A 21,009-nucleotide genomic window follows, 5' to 3' on the forward strand; every position below is an offset into this window, starting at 1 on the left:
TCCAACTCTAATTGTACGATTTTTATTTTTGGACACCTTCTAATTAATCGCTTACGTTTGATTTTATTTCTCTATGTACTAGAATGCAATCAAAAATGCCAGCCTTCAAATGATGAAAGCTGGCTAATTTTTTATCTCTATATTCTTTGAGTGATTCATCAAGAAGCCTATTTCTCTTATGCTCTGGTATTTACGTTTTAAATCATTTGTCACAAAAGGTAGTATATTACTCTTATGGCATACTGCTTTTTTATTGCTTAAAAGCTATTTACTTTACATACGTCATGGTATTATAATTGATAGGGTTGTAATACAACTTATTCTACATACTGTCCCCACGTAGAACAACTTAGGAGTAGATTATTCGTCTACTCCTATTTTGGTGCAAAAAATAAAGCTCGAACATAAACCCTACCTTCAAGGCATCTTTTATGTACTTCTATCTTTTATGTACTTCTATCTTTTATGTCATTGAATATATAGGGACTTCTGCTAAATACATTTGTCTTTTTGTTATAATTCATCTCTAGCAGATATCCTATAGTATTAATTTCTTTACAAAGTTCCTTACTTAGAGTATATTAAAGATTTTGTGTTAATTGGATATATTCATCTCTCGAAATCTCTTTTCGAGTACTCGTATCTAAATCATAAGCTATATATGTATTATTTTTATAGTAATACAGCTTATTCGTATTAAAATCATAATCATATATACGCGTGCTAATAGTTTCTATCGTTTTCATCTGTTCAGGATCAAAGATATGTACAAAGCCTTCATCTTGCGCATTTAAGCCACTAAAAATAATTTTATTCTGTGGGGTCCAATGGTGTGTTTCAAAACCATGTGTGGTATTAAGCTTATAACTTTTTCCTGTGCTAAAATCTCGTAAATAAAGGCTCTTATACTGATGATTATTATAGAAATTTATTTCATTCCAAATGCCCCAATTTAAATTAGGTGACCTCTCAAATTCAATCTTTTCCTCTTTAACTGGAGGCGTTATAATGTCTGTTCGTACATCTATCCTCTTGTCCGTATCAGAAAATTTTACAGAATAGCCAAACAGCTCACTTACAGCTCGTAATGGCACATACACCCTATTTTCATAAAGAAAAGGGGCTTCTCTCATAAAAAAGATTTCTTTACCTTTATATGCATTAATATCATCAATATTAAATTTCACATACTCCACATTGTTTGAAATTTCAACAGAAGGATTGTTCCATTCTACATCCAAATCAAGTTCCCTAGATATTACCCCAATAGGAACAAAAGTTGTATTACGTAACGAAATTGGATCCGCACCTCCTAATTTAACGCCATTTAGATAAAGATTAACTTCACCAGCAAAAATATTAATTTTCAAGCTCATTAACATAATAGCGCCTAATAAAATTCTTTTTTTTAACATCATAAACCTCCTTCTTATAATTAGTATTAGATCTTTTTTATAAAAGGATATTACTTTAAATAAGACGATGAGCTAAGTTATACGTTATCTGAATCGGCTTATAAAGAGTATAATCATTATTTAAGTAAAAAATAAAGGCTAGAACTTAAGACCTGGCCCAAACCATATTTTTATTACGCATCAAATAACCATTGAACTAAACTGCTATCGTAGTGATTTTTGCATCACTTTATTTTCTACCCTTTATTTTTTCTAAAAATTGTAATAAACGTTTTAATTCATAATATAATTACAATATATGCAAAATGCAAAGGAGAGTTAGAGATGCAACGTACTAAAATAAATCTTACCACTCTATTCTTAGGAATAATAGCCTTAATGTTATCCATTATAGTAATCTATACTACCGTTGGACTAGTTGTGGCAAATAGCATAACCACAGGTGAAATAATATGTGAACCCGTGCCCCCTGAAAACGATGATATTACCTTTATTATTGAGGACTAGCTTTCCACAACAAATCCTTTATACACTTCAATAATGGATCAAATTGCTGAATCTATGCAATAGCTATTTTAAAACAGTATATTTTCTCTGCTTCTCCTTCAAAATTAGAAGTACTCCAAGTACAAATCTATTTTGAAAAAGTTTTTTTATGACACAAGAAGAAGTTTTAGAAAAGTTAGCTACTGATATACGATTATGGGTGATGAGTGAAAAATAGTTGTATCCTATTATGCGCCAAGCAACTGCAATTACAATGAGCTTCATTCAATTTACCTCGTAAATCTCTGTTTAATAAATTCTCATTTAACCATCTATAAAATATCTATTTGTTTGATTAAAGCGTAGGAATATTTATTCTAAATTAAGCTTATATATATAACTCTTATATATAATATCAGTTCCTTGCTTATTAAAGCATCCTTCCTTTTCTACAGTAAAACCTAACTTTTTTATTACTGTATTAGATGCAATATTTTCTTGTGCAACATCTGCTGTAAATTTACGACCACCTTGAGTATACCCAAAATTAATCAATGCTTTTATTAGTTCTGTCGCATACCCTTGTCTCCAATACTTTTTATGAATACAATATCCTAAATCCCAATGTGTTGAATCCTCCATTGGAACAAGGCTACCTGTTCCAACAAACTCATTACTGTCCTTTAAAAAAGCTACAAAAGGATACCAACTTTCATCATCTTCAATTCCTTTTGCGAAATTCATGTATGATTCACTAGCATTAGCACGAGTTGGATCAGATAAATACTTTCCCATCTCATCATCTAACCAAATACTAAAACATAATGAACTATACTCTTCTCTCATACTTTTAATAATCAATCTGTCAGTTATTATATCATTTGTTAACATTACTGCTCCTCCCTCTTTGCAAATATTTATTCTAAATTTTTTAATATATTTCTACAAAAAATCATTATTTGTGCAAAAAAATAAGGCTAGATTCGAAGTCCTATAGTTAGAATAATTAATATACTTGCTCTTACTATCATTATTGCTCTTAATCATTCTATAAAAAAGACCTCCCTCTTTTGTAGGAGTATGGTCCCAAATAATCACTAACTATTTTAGTCTATTAAATGCTATGCTCACTTTCTTTGAGTTATTAACTGTACTCGTGACGTTAGTGCATATTTATTTTCCACAGAATTTACATCAACTGTTATTGCATCTCCCACAACAAAATCATCAAATTCTAAATCAATTGTTTTACCTGTTTCATTATTTACATAGATAAAATATATACTTGGATTTTCGCAATTTATGTAGCATTTTTCCCCTAGAATACTATTTTCATCTAATCCTTTAACAACAAACCCATTAAGTTCACTGTTAATCTCTAAAATTTCTGCATTTACCCCAACATATGTAACCTCTTTATTATCACAAGCAGTCAGGAGTAACAAAAATGAAATTGTACATATAGAAACGATCACTTTCTTCATTTTCTTTTCCCTTTATCCATTTTCTTTTTACAAAATAACTAATTGATTAAGTGAAAATTATGCTTATCTTCTTAACCTAATTTGAAACAGTATTCTCTATTAGGTTTTTAAAATTTTCAACACCATTAATTAGCTTCCAATCAAAATTCTCAGATTTGAAATAACTGTCTTCTTTAAAATAATATGTTTTAGTGGCTTCATCCTCATATGTGTAAGTCACACTATATTCAGCTCCATTTTCCATATCAGGATTTTCATCCTTAAGGTCATTCCATGTTAAGCGCCTTATATAGTCACAAATTTCTTCAATCTTTATAGCATCTGAATAATGACGAGTATAATCCTCTTGTTGTGGTTGTGAAGCAATATCAATTGCTATTACAGTCTTCTCTTTAACTGCCACTGTGTTCGGAAAACCTGAAATGGTTTTGTTGTCACAGGCAACGAGTAATATACAAATAATTGTGATACACAAAATACACGATGCTATTTTTTTCATTTCAAATTTCTCCTAAATTTCTTTCTGATACACAGATTTTTAATAAAATAAGATATCTATTTTTTCTTACTCTTAAATTTATCATATTTTTCTAAAGAAGTCAGTATTTACGCACAAAAAAGAAGGATAAGCTCATCAGGGCCTATCCTCAAAAGATATTTTGTTGAAATAACTATTGGATTAATTGCGTATTTCATAACTTCTCTAATGTGCATTTATATCGTCGGTACTCTTTATTCTCATAAACCTTTACAATATCTTCTATTTTAAACCCACAATGTCTATAAAATAATATGGCGTCATCATCGGTCTCAGCAAACAAAGATTTAATTTTCAAGCTCTGAAAAACAAATTCTATAAGTTGTCTGCCAATCCCTTTTTGACGGTATAAGAAGTCAACTGCAATCCCTTTGATTTCAGCACTCTGTTGAGTACCTTTTTGCATAACTAATACTCCTATAATGTTATTGTTATGTACACACCCCAATATACTAACTAAGTCGTCATTTATAAGGAGGTTAGCTTGTTCGCAAAACTTTTCCCATGTAGGCATGTACATACATGCTGAATAAATATCATAGACTTGTTGAGAAACAAATCTATTTCTTAAATCAATTATTCCATTCATTACTCACCTCATAAAATTATCTTCTAACCTTTTTTAATCTAACAAATATCTATTTTGATTACCCATCAAGTAACTATTTAGTTGGTTAATAGTAGTTTTTAAATTACTCCTATCAGTATAAATAACTTCAGCCTATTCTAATTGAGGTTGGTCACACGTTTACAATCTCACAAATAATATAATTGTCTATTACAGTTTCTGAAAGAATCCTTACTTTTCCATGAGACTTATTTAAAATATTTTCTCTACTTTTTAAAGAAGCTCCGTTATATCTATAATAATGAATTATGATAAGCCCATCGGAACCTATCCTTAAATGATATTTTTATTGAAATAACTATTTATTGGACCATCTTTGATGTGTTTTTACACATCATCTTCTGGTTCTGCAAACGAGATCATGGTAGCTCAATTCTTACCTAGACATAAAACTTCCACAATCCTTTCACTTGCCCCATAATGACATCCAAATCCCAAGTAATATTACTTCTTTTCCTGCTATCTGAATCATTAACAATAATTTTTCCATCTTCTGTTATACCTGTCATTAGTATAAAATGTCCGCTAGTTGTAAAATCTCCTGGTTTCATGGATGCTATAATAGGTTGCCCTTTTTCCAAAGCTGAAAGAATACTTTTTTCACTTAATGGAATTTCCTCTCCTTGTATACCAAATGCTTTTGCTCCTTCGGTCATCAGGCTCCAACTTGTCCCTACATTTTCTACATAGTAACCATTCTGAGCACTAAAATCTGCAACTACCTTAGGATTTATACTGGTATCTCCTGTTAGTCCAACGATAACCATAGCTAGATTAGTAGGCCCACAGCCGTTAATTGCCATATATGTATCTCCATATCTATCATATCCCCATCGTTCATCCCATTGTATAAATAATGGGAACTGGCCTTCTATGTACTCTTTATCTATATTTATTTTATTTTTATCTTTTATATTCTTATTATAATTATATACAAAATCTACTGTTTCTTCTTTTTTTAAGGCAAGTTCTACTAGTTCCTGAGGATAGACATCCTTATTTTCTATAATTTCTTTTATTTTATATCCTATAAACTTTTCATTATTTATACTAAAACTAGCTATAGACTTATTTTTCATGCCCAAAAGTATACTACAACATCCTATTCCTATTAAAAATATTCCTATTATCTTCTTCCTCTTTGTTTTTTTAGGTTTCTCGTTCCTTTTCATATACGCTCTTCTCCTTAAGTAACTTTTTATGATTAAATTATCTAGTTTTATAAAAATTTGTTTTAAGATAATTTTATTGTAGCCTTAAAATCTTAAGGATAAAGTACCACATTTCTTAAATTTCCTTAAAGAACTTGGATATATTTTCTACTGTTTCATTTCACTTTTTACTATATAAAAACTAGAGTATCTTGTTTGATTTAATATACTTAGCTACTCCAACTTATTTCATTCTATTATTTATCATATTTACCTACTAAAATCAGTATTCGGATAAAAAATAAGAGATAGTTTCATAAAACCTACCTCGAAATAACTATTTGGTTGAAGGAAATTTTTTATAAAAATAAATGAGAAGTATCTGCCTCAAGTTCTATTTCTATTTTGGTATCCTGTATATTTAAGATAGTTAAGCTTGTATCTTTAATAAAGGGTGGGTTCCAAAATTCATTTCTTTTAAGTCATCGCAATAGGTAATCACAAGTGGTTTATCCCCAATAATATGAGCAGCAGTTTCTTGTGCCCTACCTAAAGAGCTACAATAAACAGCATCAAATCTAATATCTTCTAAATGCTGACCTAATTTCTTAGCATTTTCTATTCCTTTCAAAGATAGATTGGAATTTTTCCAACCTTGCATTTTTCCCTCTTGATTCCATAATGTTTCTCCATGTCTTGTAATATATACCTTCATATTATTCTAACCCTCGCTTAACACTATTGAAAAATTCTTTTGTTTCGTCAAGTGTAATAATGTCCAAAACATTATCATATTTAACAAACATAATGTCATCAATTTCATCATCTTGTATCTTTATATCGCTTCTATCACCTGTATATACCACATGGTACATCACAGTTTCTTGAGCTTCGTATTTATGCCCTTCTGGAAAACTAAAATTAATAGTTTCAGCAAATCTTTTTTCTATCTTATATTGTGTTGAACCAGTTTCTTCTTTAAGTTCTCTCATTAAGGCTTCTTCTAAAGTAGTATCTAGAGGTAATACTCCACCCTTAGGAAAATCCCAAGTTCCTTGAATTGCTTGTGGCTCTCCAAGTACATCCATTAATTTGACTTTATGTATAAGTAAAATCTCATTGTTCTGAGTTATAATAGCACCGACAGCATTCCTAATCTTTTTAATTTCCATAAACTCATTTATTCCCCTATTCTGTTGTTTTAATTTCCTCGAAAAATCTTTCTACTCATAAAATATCTAATTGCAAACATAAGAGAGGCGTTACAATAAATAAAGTCAAAATAAAAACGCCCCATTATGTTTAGTAAGCTTTGAATGAAGTGACATTGATTATTTAAATACATTTGTTTTTTTATTAATTAAATCATCTAATAAATCCTGATGTTGTTGATTAAATAATTTAGGTGTCTTATCAATATCAAAGTATCTCAATTCCATTGTCTCTTCATTTTGATATATTTCACTACCACCTACCACATGGGCAGTAAAGATATGGCTAATGACTTGTGCTTTATCCCCATTACTATATTTATCAAAGTACTTTGAGTAGACACCATACAGTGAGTCAATTTCAACCCGAAGACCTGATTCTTCAAAAACTTCTCTGACAGCAGCCTCTGCAACTGATTCACCTAATTCAACTACTCCACCCATAAAGCCCCATTGTTCACAATCTCTACGTTTATATAGTAGTATTTGATTGAACTCATTATAAATGATACAACCTGCACAATTAAGTATGATTTCAGAATGCCCAACTTTTTCTCTAATATATCTCACATAATCCATGTATATCCCTCTTTCTAAATAACTATTTGGTTACGTACGGTGCTGTTATAATAACTTCATAAATTGGAATCTGTAGTTCACCATAATTTTAAATATCAACTTCAAAAGAAAATATTTAAGTTTTACCATCCATAAACATCAAAATGCACGCCTGATGTATAGTTTTCTATTCCTCTTTTAATATATGGGATAATATTGCTTGGAAGATTATCCATTTCGAACCATGATAAATCATCACATTTTTGTGGCTCCATATTTATCACTTCGCCTTTCCACTCATCTGCTACAAAAAAGAAATCAATTCTTTCGTCATCTGATTTTCTGTGCATAACACTTGCAAAATTGATGTTCTTAGAAGTTATTTCAATACTAGCTTCCTCTTTTTCTTCTCTTATCATTGCAGTAGTTACATCCTCATCTCCATCTGTGTGACCTGCCACAACACTATAGTTCCCATCTTCATAACCTGTATTAAATCTTCTTAGTAATAATATTTACTATCTTTAATTAGCAAAAGATGTACTGCAACAGGCATCTCAAATCTTTTCTTCTTCATATTAAAAGCTCCGTTCTATATATAACTTATATCATAATATATTTTGTAAACAAGTATTCATTTAGTCTAATGAGTGTATTCTAATTTATGGACTTATAAAATATCTCTTCTAAATATTGTCACACTTGTCTAATCAAGTCAGTATTTTAGCATAAAAAAGAAGGATAAGTCCATCAGTACTTATCTTCAAATGATATTTTTATTCCCCATCAAGTAACTACTTTATTGATTTAATACTCTAATACTAACTTTGCACTATACCCTTAGGTCAGGCAAAATATTAATTTTCAACAGAAGTTGTTATGTCAATTTCATATCGTAATATTTGATTGCCGTCTTCCATAAATTCTTGGATTAATACGCCCCCATTTTTAAGTATTGTTTTTATAGCACCTTGATTATCCTTGCGTGGAGTAATGTGTACAGTGGGAATTCCAGCATCAAAGCATTTTTGTAAGGCAAGGCTCAACATTTTAGTACCATAGCCCTTTCCCCTATGCCATGGTACAATGCCTGCATGAAGATGCCCTCTATGCGTGTCTTTATGATTCATAACGATACACCCAACAATCTCTTTCTTATCCTTAATCATGAAAAATAATGTGCAGGGGACATTATTTTTCAACATTGAGCCTGTTGTGCGGTCATCTTCACAATACTCCAACCATTTATCAAATGGTATATTAGAGCCTAAATTTTTGCTATACCGACGCATTAGTTCAGGTTGAATATTATTTTCCATACTTTCCCATTTATCCATAACACGTTCATATTCCACTTTGTGTCTCATATTAGGAATTTCAAGACAATAATTAGACATACTCTACCTCCTGTTATATAAATAATCTCCACTAGACAAATATCTATTTTTCTTACTCTAAATTTATCATATTTTTATAATTAAGTCATTATTTTTAGTAAAAACAAAGGATAAGTCCATTAGGACCTATCCTCAAAATGATATTTTTATTGAAATAACTATTTTATAAGTTGAAAACTTTACTCACCTTTATTCAGACTTACACCATAAAAAGAATATGGACCATTTTTTAAGTTCCCCTTATAATCTATTTTTTCAAAGCCAAGCTTAGGATTTTTTGCACAATTAATTAAGTGCTTAGTTAATTCGGGCACATCATCCCTTACCATAGCTTCATCAATATCTACCCATAACACTTCACTATTTTCATCATTATCTGTGGCCGCTTCTCCTGAAATATACTCTGCTGAAAAAGCAACATACCAGTCATGAAAATTAAATCTAATCCCTATTATTTGCTTAGGCTCAATTATAATGTTGGCCTCTTCAAAGAATTCTCTCTTTAAAGCTTCTTGAGGTGTTTCATTATAATTAATATATCCTCCCGGTACAATGAGCATACCGTTACCATTTCCATAAGTATGACGTGCTAATAAGACCTTATTATTCTTAATTACTACACCGGTAACAGATTGTCCCCAATTAGTATTCGTTTCATGTGTCATATATTCCCTCCACAAAATATCTATTCTAAATATTATCATATTTTTCTACAAAAATCACTATTTAAACAAAAAATAAAGGTAAGGCCAAGCCCTACCTCTGCGTGTTCTCTCTTTCTATTTCTTTTAATCTCCTAAACAGCCCTCATAAAATTAGTAGGTCCATTAAACCACATCCACTCAAGAAATTTTGTATTCCTATGAATAGTAATCTAACTATACCAACTCCTTTAGAGATAATATGGATATAATAGGATAATTTTAGTCAATGAAAAAGAGTAGGCATAACGATTACTCTAAAACGATATTTTTATTGATCTAATTGTCTAACTTTTAAACTTCCCTTAATACCGTCTCCCGATGAATTAGTAATTTTTACATAATAAGTACTATCAGCAGTGCCTCGAAATCCTTCATAATCAGTTGATCCTGCTTTAACAGTGAAAGATCCAATAAAAGTATCCTTAGATAATCCTACTTTATATAACTTTGCTATAGCTGATGATGTCCCATCATTAGTAAAGCTAACATTAATATTATTTGAATTTGAAGATGGTGTTGCAAAATTGCCTGAAGTATACGTGGAGTTATCTACAGAGATATTGTAAGCAGTATGTAGCACTCCGCGAAATGCATTCTCATTTTCTACTAATTGAATATCTTGTGCTGTTTCTATATTTGAAGCATATATACATGAAGACATTAACGCTATCCCAGTTAAAACTAAGACAAATATTTTTTTCATCTCTCTCCTCCTAAATTTCTTTCTGATACACAGATATTTAATAAAATAAGATATCTATTTTCCTTACTCTAAATTTATCATACTTTTCTAATTAAATCAGCATTTTATCATAAAAAAGAAGGATAAGCCCATTAGGACCTATCCTCAAATGATATTTTTATTGAAATAACTATTTTTTGTGTCTTACCTTAGGACTAACCTACTTCTTTTTCAGTTCATTTGCAACTTTTTTAAGAGGTAGTAATGCAGTAGCCAGTCCTATACTAAGACTTAGTACATTACTTAATGTAAGTAATAATAGCAAATTAGCATCATCGAATATAAAAAATATTATGCTACTTATTAGTGTTATGATAAACGCAAGACCAAAGTGAATCAGGACTTTTCTTCGTAAGTAATTGCGTTTTTCAGAACCCATTCTCCTAATGTCATCTGCATGAATTTGAAAAATGTCAATATTCATGCCTGGAGGTATCTTTTCAGTTATACTAAGAGGAAATACAATTGTAAATATAAAAAATACAGTTGGACATATAAAATACATCTCAAACATTACATATCATCTCCTATTCTATTAACAAATTATCGTTCATTTGTATCAATATGCTCTCTTATTAGAGCTTCATATTTTAAACATAACTCATAACTTTTTTTCATAAATTCAACCATATTCATTGATTGATACATCTCATATAAAATATCTAAGATAGGTCTATTTTCAATCTTTAGAGTGTAGAAATATGGATAAACACACCCTCCCCCATCAAAATAAGGATTTATTGCTCTAAGCCTTTCATCTCGCATAATTGGTTCAACAACCATTTCACTTAATATCCACTTCAGATGAGGTAATTCGTATTCATCATACGAGTCATGAAAATAATTATTCCATACATGAAACCAAACGAAATGAATAATTTCATGTATGGATAATCCTAATGCCCCTTTTTCACTATTTAAATAAAATACATCAAAAGTATTATTTTCAAGATACCTCGGACAAACTGGATTAAAAGTTATATATCCTCTCATATCATTGAACAACTCCATCAAATCTACGCCAAAAGCTTCTTGCAAAGCATCGACAATCTGTGATTGATAAGTTTCCCATCTCTCATTATACTTATAAATCTTTTCATCAATAATCTCTTTATTCTCTTTTTCGAACCTAAAAAAATAATCTATTAAATATTGTTTTCTTTGTTCATTAGTAAGTGTTTTAAACCTTTTCTTATCTATATCAGGGAAAAAATAAAAAAAAGGCTCACTCCAAAAATCAGTTTGTTCTTCGCCAGTAAACGCCATAATACTATCAATACTACGCATAATACCACTATATTCATATATTAAATTCATATACCCTCCACATCAACTTAATTTTTAATTTAATAAAATATCTATTTTTGTTCATTCTAGATTTATCATATTTTTCTAATAAAGTCAGTATTTTAGCACAAAAAAAAGAAGGATAATCCCATTAGGACTTATCCTCAAATGATATTTTTACTTACCTATTAAATAACTATTTTATTGGACTAACGTCTATTTGAAATATTACTACTCTTCTTCAACTTTCTTATAAGCCAATTAAATTGACTTCATTTTATTTTTCGTGCATTTATAAGAATTCATTAGAACAAATAAGCTTAATACCAACTGGATAATGCTTACAACTATAAATTCTATAGTTGGTAAATAAACTTCTTCTAGTATTTTTATAGAGAACAACATGCTAACTAATAATAATATACCCATAGTAATTGAAACTACTACCCCTATATCATTTTTACTTAGACTAAATATAGTAGCTAGTAAATTGCCTATTCCATAAATCACCATAGCAATAATGCCCGGAAATATCCAGTTGGTAAACGGAAGCTTTCCTATCCATTCTACAGGGTACTTACCTAAAGCTCCTGTCACCATCATAGTACCACACCATATTGCTCCTAGTGCTAGAAATAAATTGTAACAACATAAGATACGCCTACTAATTTTACCTTTCATAATCTTTTCCCCTTTTTAAATTCAAAATAACAAATATATATTCTAGATATTATTATATATTCCCACAAAAATCATTATTTGAACAAAAAAAACAAAGGCTAGAACCAAAGTTCTAGCTAAATAATATTTTATTTACTTGTTAAATAACTCTTTTAGTGAATTTAGTTCCACTCAAAATCTGAGACCAATTCACTACGGCTAGATAATTTTTCTAGAATATTTAAAGCTTCTTTTCTATTATTAGCTGGATAAGAAATAAATAATGTATTTTTGCTAGACCATAGTGAAGGATTACTATTTTGGCCCCCATCAAAAAGAATAGAAAAATTATCAAATCCCGGTGTAGCTAATATTATTCCTAAAGTTTTACTGTCTATTGACCATTCTCCCAAAGGTGTATTATTCAATTTTATATATCTTAAAATACCATATCCATCATTGAATACAATATCTACAGTATGCCATTCTTCTGTAAAGTCGTAGTTGTTCAAGTGAATAGAACCTTTAAAAAGATCATCTTTAAAAAGAGATCTATAATATTTACCTTCTATTTGTATAGATAGTGGTTGTTCATAAGAAAGATTGTTATTTTGATATTGTACTAGTTGAATACTTTTATCTACAGGCCATGGTATATACTGTAAAAAGATTATTAAAAGAAGTATAGTGCAGACTATTACAACTTTATATTTTTTTAAATTTTTCATTTTCTCCCTCAACATCTCTTCATAATATATTTATTTTTTACTCTAAATTTATCATATTTTTATAATTAAATCAGTATTTTCAGCAAAAAAGAAGGATAAGCCCATTAGGACTTACCCTATATTAAATAATATTTTTACTTAAATAAAAGTTTCATAAGTTATTTTTTTATACTATTCTAATCTTTAGTAAGCATGAATAGTATCTATAGCAATATTTTCCCCATTAATATCGTATAAGGACACCCTCCCATCATCTGATGGTGGTATAATAACTACAAAAGGTTTAGCGGGGTCAAGCTGAATAGTTTGTATTTCTACACCATTTTCTATTTTAATCTCCTTAATTCCTTTACCATTTAATGAAAGTAACACCATCCCTTTACCCTGATAAGAAATTCCTTGTATTTCTGCTTTATCGCCAAATAAGCTACCACCAAACTGAAACATATATCCAAGTGAAAAATTATCTTTATTTAAATATATAGAAAAGACATGATGATTTATTTCCTCATCATAAAAGAGCAATCCCGCCATTTTATCATTTACATCTTTTGCAACAAGCCAACTCTCATCTATCTTTTGACTTTTACGAGCATCTTCCTCTATTTTGTTTTTTGCAACTCCAATAATATCATAGCTCCAAACAGATACATAAAGTAAAGATAAAATTATAATAATACTTAATACAAATAACAACATCTTATTAGATTTCATAATTTATCCTTTCCTCACAAAAACATTTATTCTAAATATTATCATATTCTCTTAACAAATTCATTATTTACTTAGAGTAATTTTTACCTTTAATATACTTAATTTAGAAACTTTACTATTTCCCCTATACGTATTTTAAGTTTACTTTTTTATTTAGCTATAGGATAGATTATAAATCCAAAAATACGTGCTTTAACTACCGATAATATAGACTTTAAAAATGGTATCATTAATAGAGATAAACAAATAGGGGCCCATAGAAAATGAAAAAGGACGGTTAATTTTCCGTCCCATCTTCCGATTTGTCTTGTTGTTCCTTCACACTTGCGATATGAGTACACATGTCATAATATTGATATAAATAGTTTGTGTGATAATCTTACTGATTAGTTTAAGTTTGCTTAAATCAACTTGTTTTTTACATATTTCTAAATTTAATTAGAGTAAGTCCGTTGATATTGCTTCTTTGCAAAAAATAATTTAAAAATCTTATCTAATTTTCTGTAACGAACTTAAGTTTCGTAAGTCTTATATTTGAAACGAGGTGAAAACGTGACTGAATTTGAAAAAATATATTCTGAAAGACAGCGGTTTTGATTAAAATCAGACCGCTGTTTCCTTTTTCTTTCATATAAATAGACTTATTATTGAAATTAGTTAAAGACACGGCGGTATCAAGGAGGTCTCACTGTACTTATCCTTGATAGCTTTAACGAACCTCACCTTTTTAAAAAAATTCTGCCCACACATATGAAGTGTTGTTCCCCTCCCACCGTCCTTTCAAATTCAGCTTTTAACCCAAATTTGAAAGTATACCATTATGTATCCGTAAATATTACTTGTCCGCTGCAGTAATATTTATAAAAGAACCCTACAACTCCCCTAAATTTATAGGGCTCCTTTGGCTTAAGAAGTAGATTCCCCAGTCTATTTCTTTTTCATGAAAAAAATAAGAGTAGGGCTGAGTTCCTAGCTTATCAAATAAAAAAGATACTAATTTAACCTCCATTAAATGTAGTATCTTGTTCTATATTTATTCCCCTAAATAATCCCCAACATTAAATATTATATCACTTTATTAGGTATATTTCTACAAAACATAAATAATTAACTATAATATTTTATAATATATTATCAAATATTGACTCATTTTGTATTTAAATGTTATTATATATCCATAAATATTACTTGTCCGTTGCGGTAATATTTATAAATACACCCTGTAACTCCCCTCAAATTACAAGGTCCCTAACAAAAAAGAAGTAGATCCACAGTCTACTTCTTTTTTCATGCCAAAAATAAAGCTAGAGCATAGCCCTAGCCAAATGATACTTTTATTTTATAAACTTGTTTGTTATGTATTCTATAAAAGCTTTGCTCTCTTCCTCATCCCCAATAATTTTTTTAGGTATAATCAATGCATCCACATCAGAAACATATATAAATAGATTATCTTTACTTACTCCCATTTTTACAATTTTCTTCCATGACTTAAATGTTTTATGATCTATTATTTCTTCTGTTATTTCTCTTTCATTAACAACAACTTGTCTTAAATCAAATAAACTTGTATCTTTCCCCTCATCAATTATTCTTGTTATGTTTCTTTTTATTGATTTAAAGTGAAGTCTTGGACAATATATAAACCATAAAAGAGAACTTATCCCATATATAATTATCCCTATTAAATCTTTATATCCATCCGTCATATAGTATCCTCCTAGTAAAATTAAAAGAGGCCCTACTACTCTATATACCATCAACATCTTATTAACTATTTTTGAGTTCTTAGCATGGTATAAGTTAAAATCTACATAATCTGATTTAGTCAATTCATATTCAAATTCATACATCTTGATCTCTCCCTATAAAACTATATATTACTTACCTATAATTCATATTAACACAACTATTTTATAAAATCAGTATTTTATCACCAAAAAGAAGGATAAGCCCATTAGGACCTATCCTCAAATGATATTTTTATTTACTTGTTAAATAACTATTTGTTGTGTACATAATTTTATTTAGGGTTGCTCTATAAATTATACTTTAGAAGTTTAGATTAGCTTAAAGATTTAGTGAGCTTTGTTGAAACAACTTTAAAATTATTTGAGGAAAAATATTTTTTCTAACAAATTTACGGTAAACTATTTCTTCCTCCGTTCTCCCACTAACCAAAGATTTATTTATAATTGCATTATCAGATACGCTAAAAATAGCAGCTATTGATATATTCGCTATTTTTGCAGCACGAAAAGCAGCAGCTGTTTCCATTTCAATAACATTACAGTTCAGCTTTAAGATTGTATCAATATGAGCAAACTGTGCAAAAATTGTATCAATACTAAAGTTTCTTCCCAAGTGCCATTTAATATTGTTTTCTTCACAAATATTTTTTGTTATGTTTTTAACTTCATTTAAGAAATCTAAATCAGGGTAGACACTTTCTCCCCAACAATCCTGATTGTTTAAAGTATCTGAAGCTATGTATCTACTTGCACCATCCCCACAAATACTAAATTCAGGAATAACAATATCCCCTATACCAATTTTTTCATCTAAAGAACCTACTGAACCGATAAAAATTACTTTTCTACATTTAGTTACACCTAATGTCAATAATACATCCATTAAAACAGGAGCTCCAATTCCAGTTTTAATATAAGTAATTTTATTCTCTTCTGTAGTAATATCCCATACTTTAATAGCTGAAAAATCTGATTTACTTAAATAGTTAGCTTCTCCTAAATCTGGTAAAAAAGATGGTTCCCACCAAGGAGCAATAATAACATTTTCATTAACCTGCTCAGGAAGTATGCCTATACCATGTATACAGATTTCTCTTTCTGACGAACCAAATCTTTTTATCCCATCAATAAGCCTATTATAATCCATATTATCACCTCATCTAATAGATTTTTTCCTAAAAACTATGATTGATTGACTTATAAAATATCTATTCTAAATATTATTACATCTCCCTGTTATAATCATTATTTAAACAAAAAATAAGAGGTAAGCCATAGATCTACCTCTGCGAGTTCTCTTTTTCAATTTCTTTTAATCTCCTGAATAGCCCCCATAAAATTAGTAGGCCATTAAACCACAACCACTTAAAAAATTTTGCATTCCTATAAATATAATTTTAGTCAATGAAAAAGAGTAAACATAACACCTACTCTAAAATGATATTTTTATTTGCTTGTTAAATAACTATGTGTTGAGTAGAATAAATTCCTACGTTATTCCTTTGAATCAAGTATCAATGTTGCAAATGCAAATTCTGATTTACCTATTTTACATTTTATTAATAGACAATGAATATTTTTATTATCAATTACATAATCCTCATACTTTCTAGATTCTACTGTATCTATAAACTTAAAATAAGCTTTATTATCTTCGTATTTCCCACTACACTACCTGCTGTATTAAAGTCCGAAATGATATTACCTCTTCTTTTTATTTTACTGTATGAACCAGTTCCATTATGCTCTCCATATCTGTACCAACACTTACCTGTACAGAATATGAAAACTCACTATTTATCCATATTGCAAGATATTTTGTTTCACCATATCCTTTTACTGTAATTTCCACATCATCAACAGTAATCTTTTCCTCTGAATCATATGTAGTATAATCTCCACTAATGTCTTCTTTTAAAGCCGCTTTGCGAATCATTATATCATTCTCATCAGCAGTGTAGATTGCCTGAATCATCTCATTATCAATTGCCTGAATAATTCGTGTTGAATAACCCTCAATAGTTTCTGGGATTGTCATATCAAATCCTGCTATATGAGCTGCTTCTTCCAGTGTGCTGCAATCAATAAATGGACTTGCAGGCTGAACTGTACTTTCATCCTCTACTGTTCCCCATGTTGCTGGATCTCCACCAATCACTCCATTAGCATCCTGCGTTTTATTCTTGCCTCCACATGCTACAAGAGATAGTGTCATTAGTGCACAAAGTACATAGATTATTAATTTTTTCATAGTTTTTATTCCCTTTCTTTAATAAAAGTTTTAACAGCTTTATTTACCGTTCTAACTTATATACAGATGGAAATATGAAAATGTTGCATCCCTATAAATATTAATTTATTAACTTCTAAAATATCTATTTTTTCTCATAGGGATACTATGTTCTATCCTCTATTTTACAATCATTAATATCAACCCGAACTATAGTTTTTAACCAATCTGCTTTCTTAAAACTTCTAGACCTTTATCAAGTATACTATCTTTACCCTCTAATAACTTATCAAAAGTTAAATCTTTATAAATATGTAGTTTAATACTAATATTAATGAACTCTTTATCATTTGAATAGGTATATCGTCGCATACAGATTCTTGCCAAACCATTACCTAGTAAATTAATTAAAAGATCTTCTGACGAAGAACCTGTTCTTGCATTCTCAACACTAACACTAATAATCTTATACTGATTCCTTTTGCGGGTTCTGGTAGTGAAATCATTAGCTGCATTAACAATAAAAGGAAGTTTATTGCTTCCAAAATCAATCCTAGTTATGTAGAAGACATTATTTTACATCGTATTATTCAACATAACCCCTAGACACTGGATTCTATATTCTAGTTATTTATTACTATATTTTACATCCTAGGACAAGCTTATTGGCAAATCACTACCTATTTAGACATACCCCACTAATGCTCAACATATATTTCTCTTGAACTTATTTTATTAGGGTGATGTCTATGCGTAGTACTCACTTTATTCAATCCTTACGTAGTGCTGATTCTGAAAAACTAATTGAAAGTACCTATCACAAAGAGCTATTGAAGTACTATCCTCTCGGTAACATTCACACGGTATGCAATACAGATGGTGTCCTTGAAACTCCTCTAAGTTATAACTCTCATCATATTCTTAAAATCATTATTGAAACTAAATTTGAAGAAAGCTTTACTTCTGCTTATGTGAGGAGTATTGCTATAGGCCAGGTTCTTTATTACTTAAAAAAATTCTCCCTAATTGGTGAAACATTGCCCGATATTATTCTAATAGGAGATCGAGATGAATGTTTTGTTCTACATAGCAACTATCTTATTCCTTACTTAGATAAACCCTACAATTGGAAGGTAGCTCCTTCTAGTGTAAAAGATAAGAATCCTGATCTTATCTTAGAGTTGACCAACGACATTAAATTACAATCGGAGTGTTTTGTTTTTGATATTAACGATAACTTCTCTTTTGATGAAGTTATTGAAAAAATTGAAAATCTTGCTCAAAACATCAAGACTTATGTTCGTATCACACCGCAAAGCATCTCTAGGGTATTTGATTATTTTTCATTAAGAGTACTCAAACACAAAGCTGATGGTACAAACAAATATACTCCTCGTGAACAAGTTGAACTCTTTATGCAACTTATTGTTTCGCAAGATGATTGCTACCCACATCCAAAGAAAAAAGATAGGGCGACATTTGGAGATAAAAATAATATTGAAGTTTATACAGATGCATTTAATGCTTTTACACAACACTACCAATTTGTCTATAATGCAAAAGATAAAAGAATATTTACTGCTATATGTGATCGTTTAATATTTGATAGCGAAAGAAGGTATAACGGTGACTTCTATACTCCTTCAGTTTGGTGTGATGAATGCCATCGCGCTATTAATAAACATGTAGGTTATACATGGCGTGATGATTATATGGTATGGGATTGTGCTTGGGGAACAGGTAATTTAACTAGGGATTATAACTTCGCCAATCTCTTTGTAAGTACACTAGAAGACCATGACCTAGCAATTGCTACGAATTACAACACTACTGCTACGAAGTTTCAATATGATTTTTTGAATGATGATATAGAACTATTCTCTAAACTAATTGACAAGGTTAAAAATAATTATGATTTATCCTTAGCAGATTTTAAGTCCAGTAAACTTTACAAAAAGGCACCTTCTCTTATCAAAGGATTGTTAAATGGTGAAAAACTTCTTTTTTTAATAAATCCGCCTTACGGCACCAGTGGTGATATGAGTTCTTCACATACTGGCAAACAAAAAAATCTGGAATTGCAAAAACTAAACTACATACACTTATGACGAATAATTCAGTTGGCCCTTGTTCACAACAACTTTATGCTCAGTTTATCTACAGAATCTATCTCTTTAAAATTTTATTTAAATCACACATTGTTCTAGGCCTCTTTTCTCCAGTTGCTTTACTTACTAGTATTCATTTAGATTCCCTCAACAAGCTATTGCAGCAGCATCTTCATTATCATTATGGAATGCTTTTTCAAGCCTCTCAATTCGCTGATGTTAAAGATAACTGGGGCATTGCATTTACTTTATGGGGGAGTAGTGCTATAAATAATCCTCCAAATTTAGAAATTAAAAGCTGCGTAGAAAATGGCATTATACAAATAGGCTCTAAACAAATGTACGCTGTCTCTCATACACAAAAGGCCTCCACTTGGTTAAAAGAGCGTTGCCAGTCTTATTTTAAAACCTTTACTATGTCTAATGCACTAACACCTAGTGATGGGGTATGTGGTACATCTTCTAAAGTATGGTGTTGGGCCATGATGGACAGTAATATCATAGAAAAAAACACTCAACTTGTTACCATTCTTCCTCGCAAACTAAAAGGGCACATTAGTTCTTTCCCCATTATGTCCGATAATATCTTTGATATTGTATCCCTTTTTACAGCTAGAAGATTAATTACCGGAAAATATGCAACATGGATTAATGGAAAAGATGAATATATGGCTCCTAATGTTAACCACCCTCTATATTCTCAGTGGAATAATGATGCTCTTATTTATACCTTATTTAATACTGGTTTTAATATGACATCCCTTCGACACATAGGACCTACTGAATTAAAGACCGATATATTGAATCCATTTTTCTTTATGTCTAAAGATTCTATAGAATAACTGTCGCTTGGACTAGATGACATTTCTACAATTAATGATTTTACCTATAGTGATTTAGAAATTTACGGTAAAGTAGAGTCTCCTATTTACCAAATACTTCAAACACTCATTCTGTCACCTGAGGCTCAACAAATTCTTGACTATGCTATCAATCTAATTAAACTTTCCTTTAAATACAGGCTGATATTTAATGAAGAAAATCCTGATTATCAAATAAACAACTGGGATGCAAGTTGGTATCAACTTAAACCTCTCATAAAAAAACATCTGCCTACTGAATGGGAAACGTTTAATACAATGTATATAGATTTTGAGAATAGATTGCGTCCATTAGTCTATGAATTAGGTTTCTTATCCCTTTAGTTCTTATTGCAC

General features: G+C 30.0%; 25 protein-coding genes. 3 read left to right on the forward strand and 22 right to left on the reverse strand.

The features are described from left to right. Positions 1-581: 581 nt before the first annotated feature. Positions 582-1,415 (reverse strand): copper amine oxidase N-terminal domain-containing protein, encoded by an 834-nt coding sequence (locus ACLTBU_RS04140; RefSeq protein ID WP_412217731.1) that lies wholly within the window; start codon positions 1,413-1,415, stop codon positions 582-584. Between the two features lie 324 nt (positions 1,416-1,739). On the opposite strand from ACLTBU_RS04140, the gene ACLTBU_RS04145 reads away from it, so the two are divergent. Then, positions 1,740-1,922 carry a hypothetical protein gene (locus tag ACLTBU_RS04145; RefSeq protein WP_249334479.1) on the forward strand — a complete coding sequence of 61 codons (183 nt, stop codon included), beginning with the start codon at positions 1,740-1,742 and terminating at the stop codon, positions 1,920-1,922. Positions 1,923-2,273: 351 nt separating this feature from the next. Here ACLTBU_RS04145 and ACLTBU_RS04150 read toward each other — a convergent pair whose 3' ends face one another. The 21 genes from ACLTBU_RS04150 to ACLTBU_RS04250 form a co-directional block, all read right to left on the reverse strand. Further along, positions 2,274-2,792: a GNAT family N-acetyltransferase gene (locus ACLTBU_RS04150; protein ID WP_412217733.1), complete on the reverse strand. Its 519-nt coding sequence runs from the start codon at positions 2,790-2,792 to the stop codon at positions 2,274-2,276. Between the two features lie 236 nt (positions 2,793-3,028). After that, complete coding sequence (locus tag ACLTBU_RS04155) at positions 3,029-3,385, reverse strand: hypothetical protein (protein WP_249334476.1); 357 nt, start codon at positions 3,383-3,385, stop codon at positions 3,029-3,031. Between the two features lie 76 nt (positions 3,386-3,461). Continuing rightward, positions 3,462-3,884 carry a hypothetical protein gene (locus tag ACLTBU_RS04160; RefSeq protein ID WP_412217736.1) on the reverse strand — a complete coding sequence of 141 codons (423 nt, stop codon included), beginning with the start codon at positions 3,882-3,884 and terminating at the stop codon, positions 3,462-3,464. 193 nt (positions 3,885-4,077) lie between these two features. After that, on the reverse strand, positions 4,078-4,512 hold the full coding sequence (locus ACLTBU_RS04165; protein ID WP_412217737.1) for a GNAT family N-acetyltransferase: 435 nt from the start codon (positions 4,510-4,512) through the stop codon (positions 4,078-4,080). Positions 4,513-4,931: 419 nt separating this feature from the next. Beyond that, on the reverse strand, positions 4,932-5,723 hold the full coding sequence (locus tag ACLTBU_RS04170; protein WP_412217739.1) for a C39 family peptidase: 792 nt from the start codon (positions 5,721-5,723) through the stop codon (positions 4,932-4,934). Positions 5,724-6,132: 409 nt separating this feature from the next. Further along, positions 6,133-6,417: a histidine phosphatase family protein gene (locus ACLTBU_RS04175; RefSeq protein WP_412181098.1), complete on the reverse strand. Its 285-nt coding sequence runs from the start codon at positions 6,415-6,417 to the stop codon at positions 6,133-6,135. Between the two features lies 1 nt (position 6,418). Next, positions 6,419-6,874 (reverse strand): NUDIX domain-containing protein, encoded by a 456-nt coding sequence (locus ACLTBU_RS04180; RefSeq protein WP_412181099.1) that lies wholly within the window; start codon positions 6,872-6,874, stop codon positions 6,419-6,421. Between the two features lie 159 nt (positions 6,875-7,033). Next, a complete protein-coding gene (locus tag ACLTBU_RS04185) occupies positions 7,034-7,492 on the reverse strand; it encodes an NUDIX hydrolase (protein ID WP_412217742.1) in 459 nt (152 codons plus the stop codon). A 122-nt stretch (positions 7,493-7,614) separates the two neighbouring features. Then, positions 7,615-7,986, reverse strand: coding sequence for an NUDIX hydrolase (locus ACLTBU_RS04190; protein WP_412218070.1), 372 nt, complete (start codon positions 7,984-7,986; stop codon positions 7,615-7,617). Between the two features lie 342 nt (positions 7,987-8,328). Beyond that, entirely contained in the window at positions 8,329-8,868 is a 540-nt protein-coding gene (locus ACLTBU_RS04195) for a GNAT family N-acetyltransferase (RefSeq protein WP_412181102.1), read from the reverse strand. 179 nt (positions 8,869-9,047) lie between these two features. Continuing rightward, on the reverse strand, positions 9,048-9,533 hold the full coding sequence (locus tag ACLTBU_RS04200; protein WP_412217744.1) for an NUDIX domain-containing protein: 486 nt from the start codon (positions 9,531-9,533) through the stop codon (positions 9,048-9,050). Positions 9,534-9,840: 307 nt separating this feature from the next. Further along, complete coding sequence (locus ACLTBU_RS04205; RefSeq protein ID WP_412217746.1) at positions 9,841-10,275, reverse strand: hypothetical protein; 435 nt, start codon at positions 10,273-10,275, stop codon at positions 9,841-9,843. A 199-nt stretch (positions 10,276-10,474) separates the two neighbouring features. Further along, the gene (locus ACLTBU_RS04210) at positions 10,475-10,828 is read right to left on the reverse strand and encodes a hypothetical protein (RefSeq protein WP_412217748.1); all 354 of its coding nucleotides are present in this window, start codon (positions 10,826-10,828) and stop codon (positions 10,475-10,477) included. A 29-nt stretch (positions 10,829-10,857) separates the two neighbouring features. Beyond that, positions 10,858-11,631, reverse strand: coding sequence for a hypothetical protein (locus ACLTBU_RS04215; protein ID WP_412217750.1), 774 nt, complete (start codon positions 11,629-11,631; stop codon positions 10,858-10,860). 231 nt (positions 11,632-11,862) lie between these two features. Next, positions 11,863-12,282, reverse strand: a complete 420-nt coding sequence (locus ACLTBU_RS04220) for a hypothetical protein (protein ID WP_412217752.1) — start codon at positions 12,280-12,282, stop codon at positions 11,863-11,865. Positions 12,283-12,443: 161 nt separating this feature from the next. Continuing rightward, the gene (locus tag ACLTBU_RS04225; RefSeq protein WP_412217755.1) at positions 12,444-12,989 is read right to left on the reverse strand and encodes a hypothetical protein; all 546 of its coding nucleotides are present in this window, start codon (positions 12,987-12,989) and stop codon (positions 12,444-12,446) included. Positions 12,990-13,172: 183 nt separating this feature from the next. Further along, positions 13,173-13,703, reverse strand: a complete 531-nt coding sequence (locus tag ACLTBU_RS04230; RefSeq protein WP_412181103.1) for a hypothetical protein — start codon at positions 13,701-13,703, stop codon at positions 13,173-13,175. A gap of 1,334 nt (positions 13,704-15,037) precedes the next feature. Continuing rightward, complete coding sequence (locus ACLTBU_RS04235) at positions 15,038-15,556, reverse strand: YcxB family protein (protein WP_412217757.1); 519 nt, start codon at positions 15,554-15,556, stop codon at positions 15,038-15,040. A 217-nt stretch (positions 15,557-15,773) separates the two neighbouring features. Next, positions 15,774-16,601: a hypothetical protein gene (locus ACLTBU_RS04240; RefSeq protein ID WP_412217759.1), complete on the reverse strand. Its 828-nt coding sequence runs from the start codon at positions 16,599-16,601 to the stop codon at positions 15,774-15,776. 567 nt (positions 16,602-17,168) lie between these two features. Further along, positions 17,169-17,705, reverse strand: a complete 537-nt coding sequence (locus tag ACLTBU_RS04245; protein WP_412217762.1) for a hypothetical protein — start codon at positions 17,703-17,705, stop codon at positions 17,169-17,171. Positions 17,706-17,903: 198 nt separating this feature from the next. Next, positions 17,904-18,056 (reverse strand): hypothetical protein, encoded by a 153-nt coding sequence (locus tag ACLTBU_RS04250; protein ID WP_412217764.1) that lies wholly within the window; start codon positions 18,054-18,056, stop codon positions 17,904-17,906. A gap of 377 nt (positions 18,057-18,433) precedes the next feature. Between ACLTBU_RS04250 and ACLTBU_RS04255 the strand changes: the two genes are divergently transcribed. Further along, entirely contained in the window at positions 18,434-19,792 is a 1,359-nt protein-coding gene (locus ACLTBU_RS04255; protein WP_412217765.1) for a hypothetical protein, read from the forward strand. After that, a complete protein-coding gene (locus tag ACLTBU_RS04260; protein ID WP_412217767.1) occupies positions 19,789-20,634 on the forward strand; it encodes a hypothetical protein in 846 nt (281 codons plus the stop codon). Before ACLTBU_RS04255 ends, ACLTBU_RS04260 begins: the two co-directional genes overlap by 4 nt. Positions 20,635-21,009: the final 375 nt, after the last annotated feature.

It is taken from the genome of Zhenhengia sp. (genome assembly GCF_046966505.1).
GTDB classification, from domain to species: Bacteria; Bacillota; Clostridia; order Lachnospirales; family Cellulosilyticaceae; genus Zhenhengia; species Zhenhengia yiwuensis.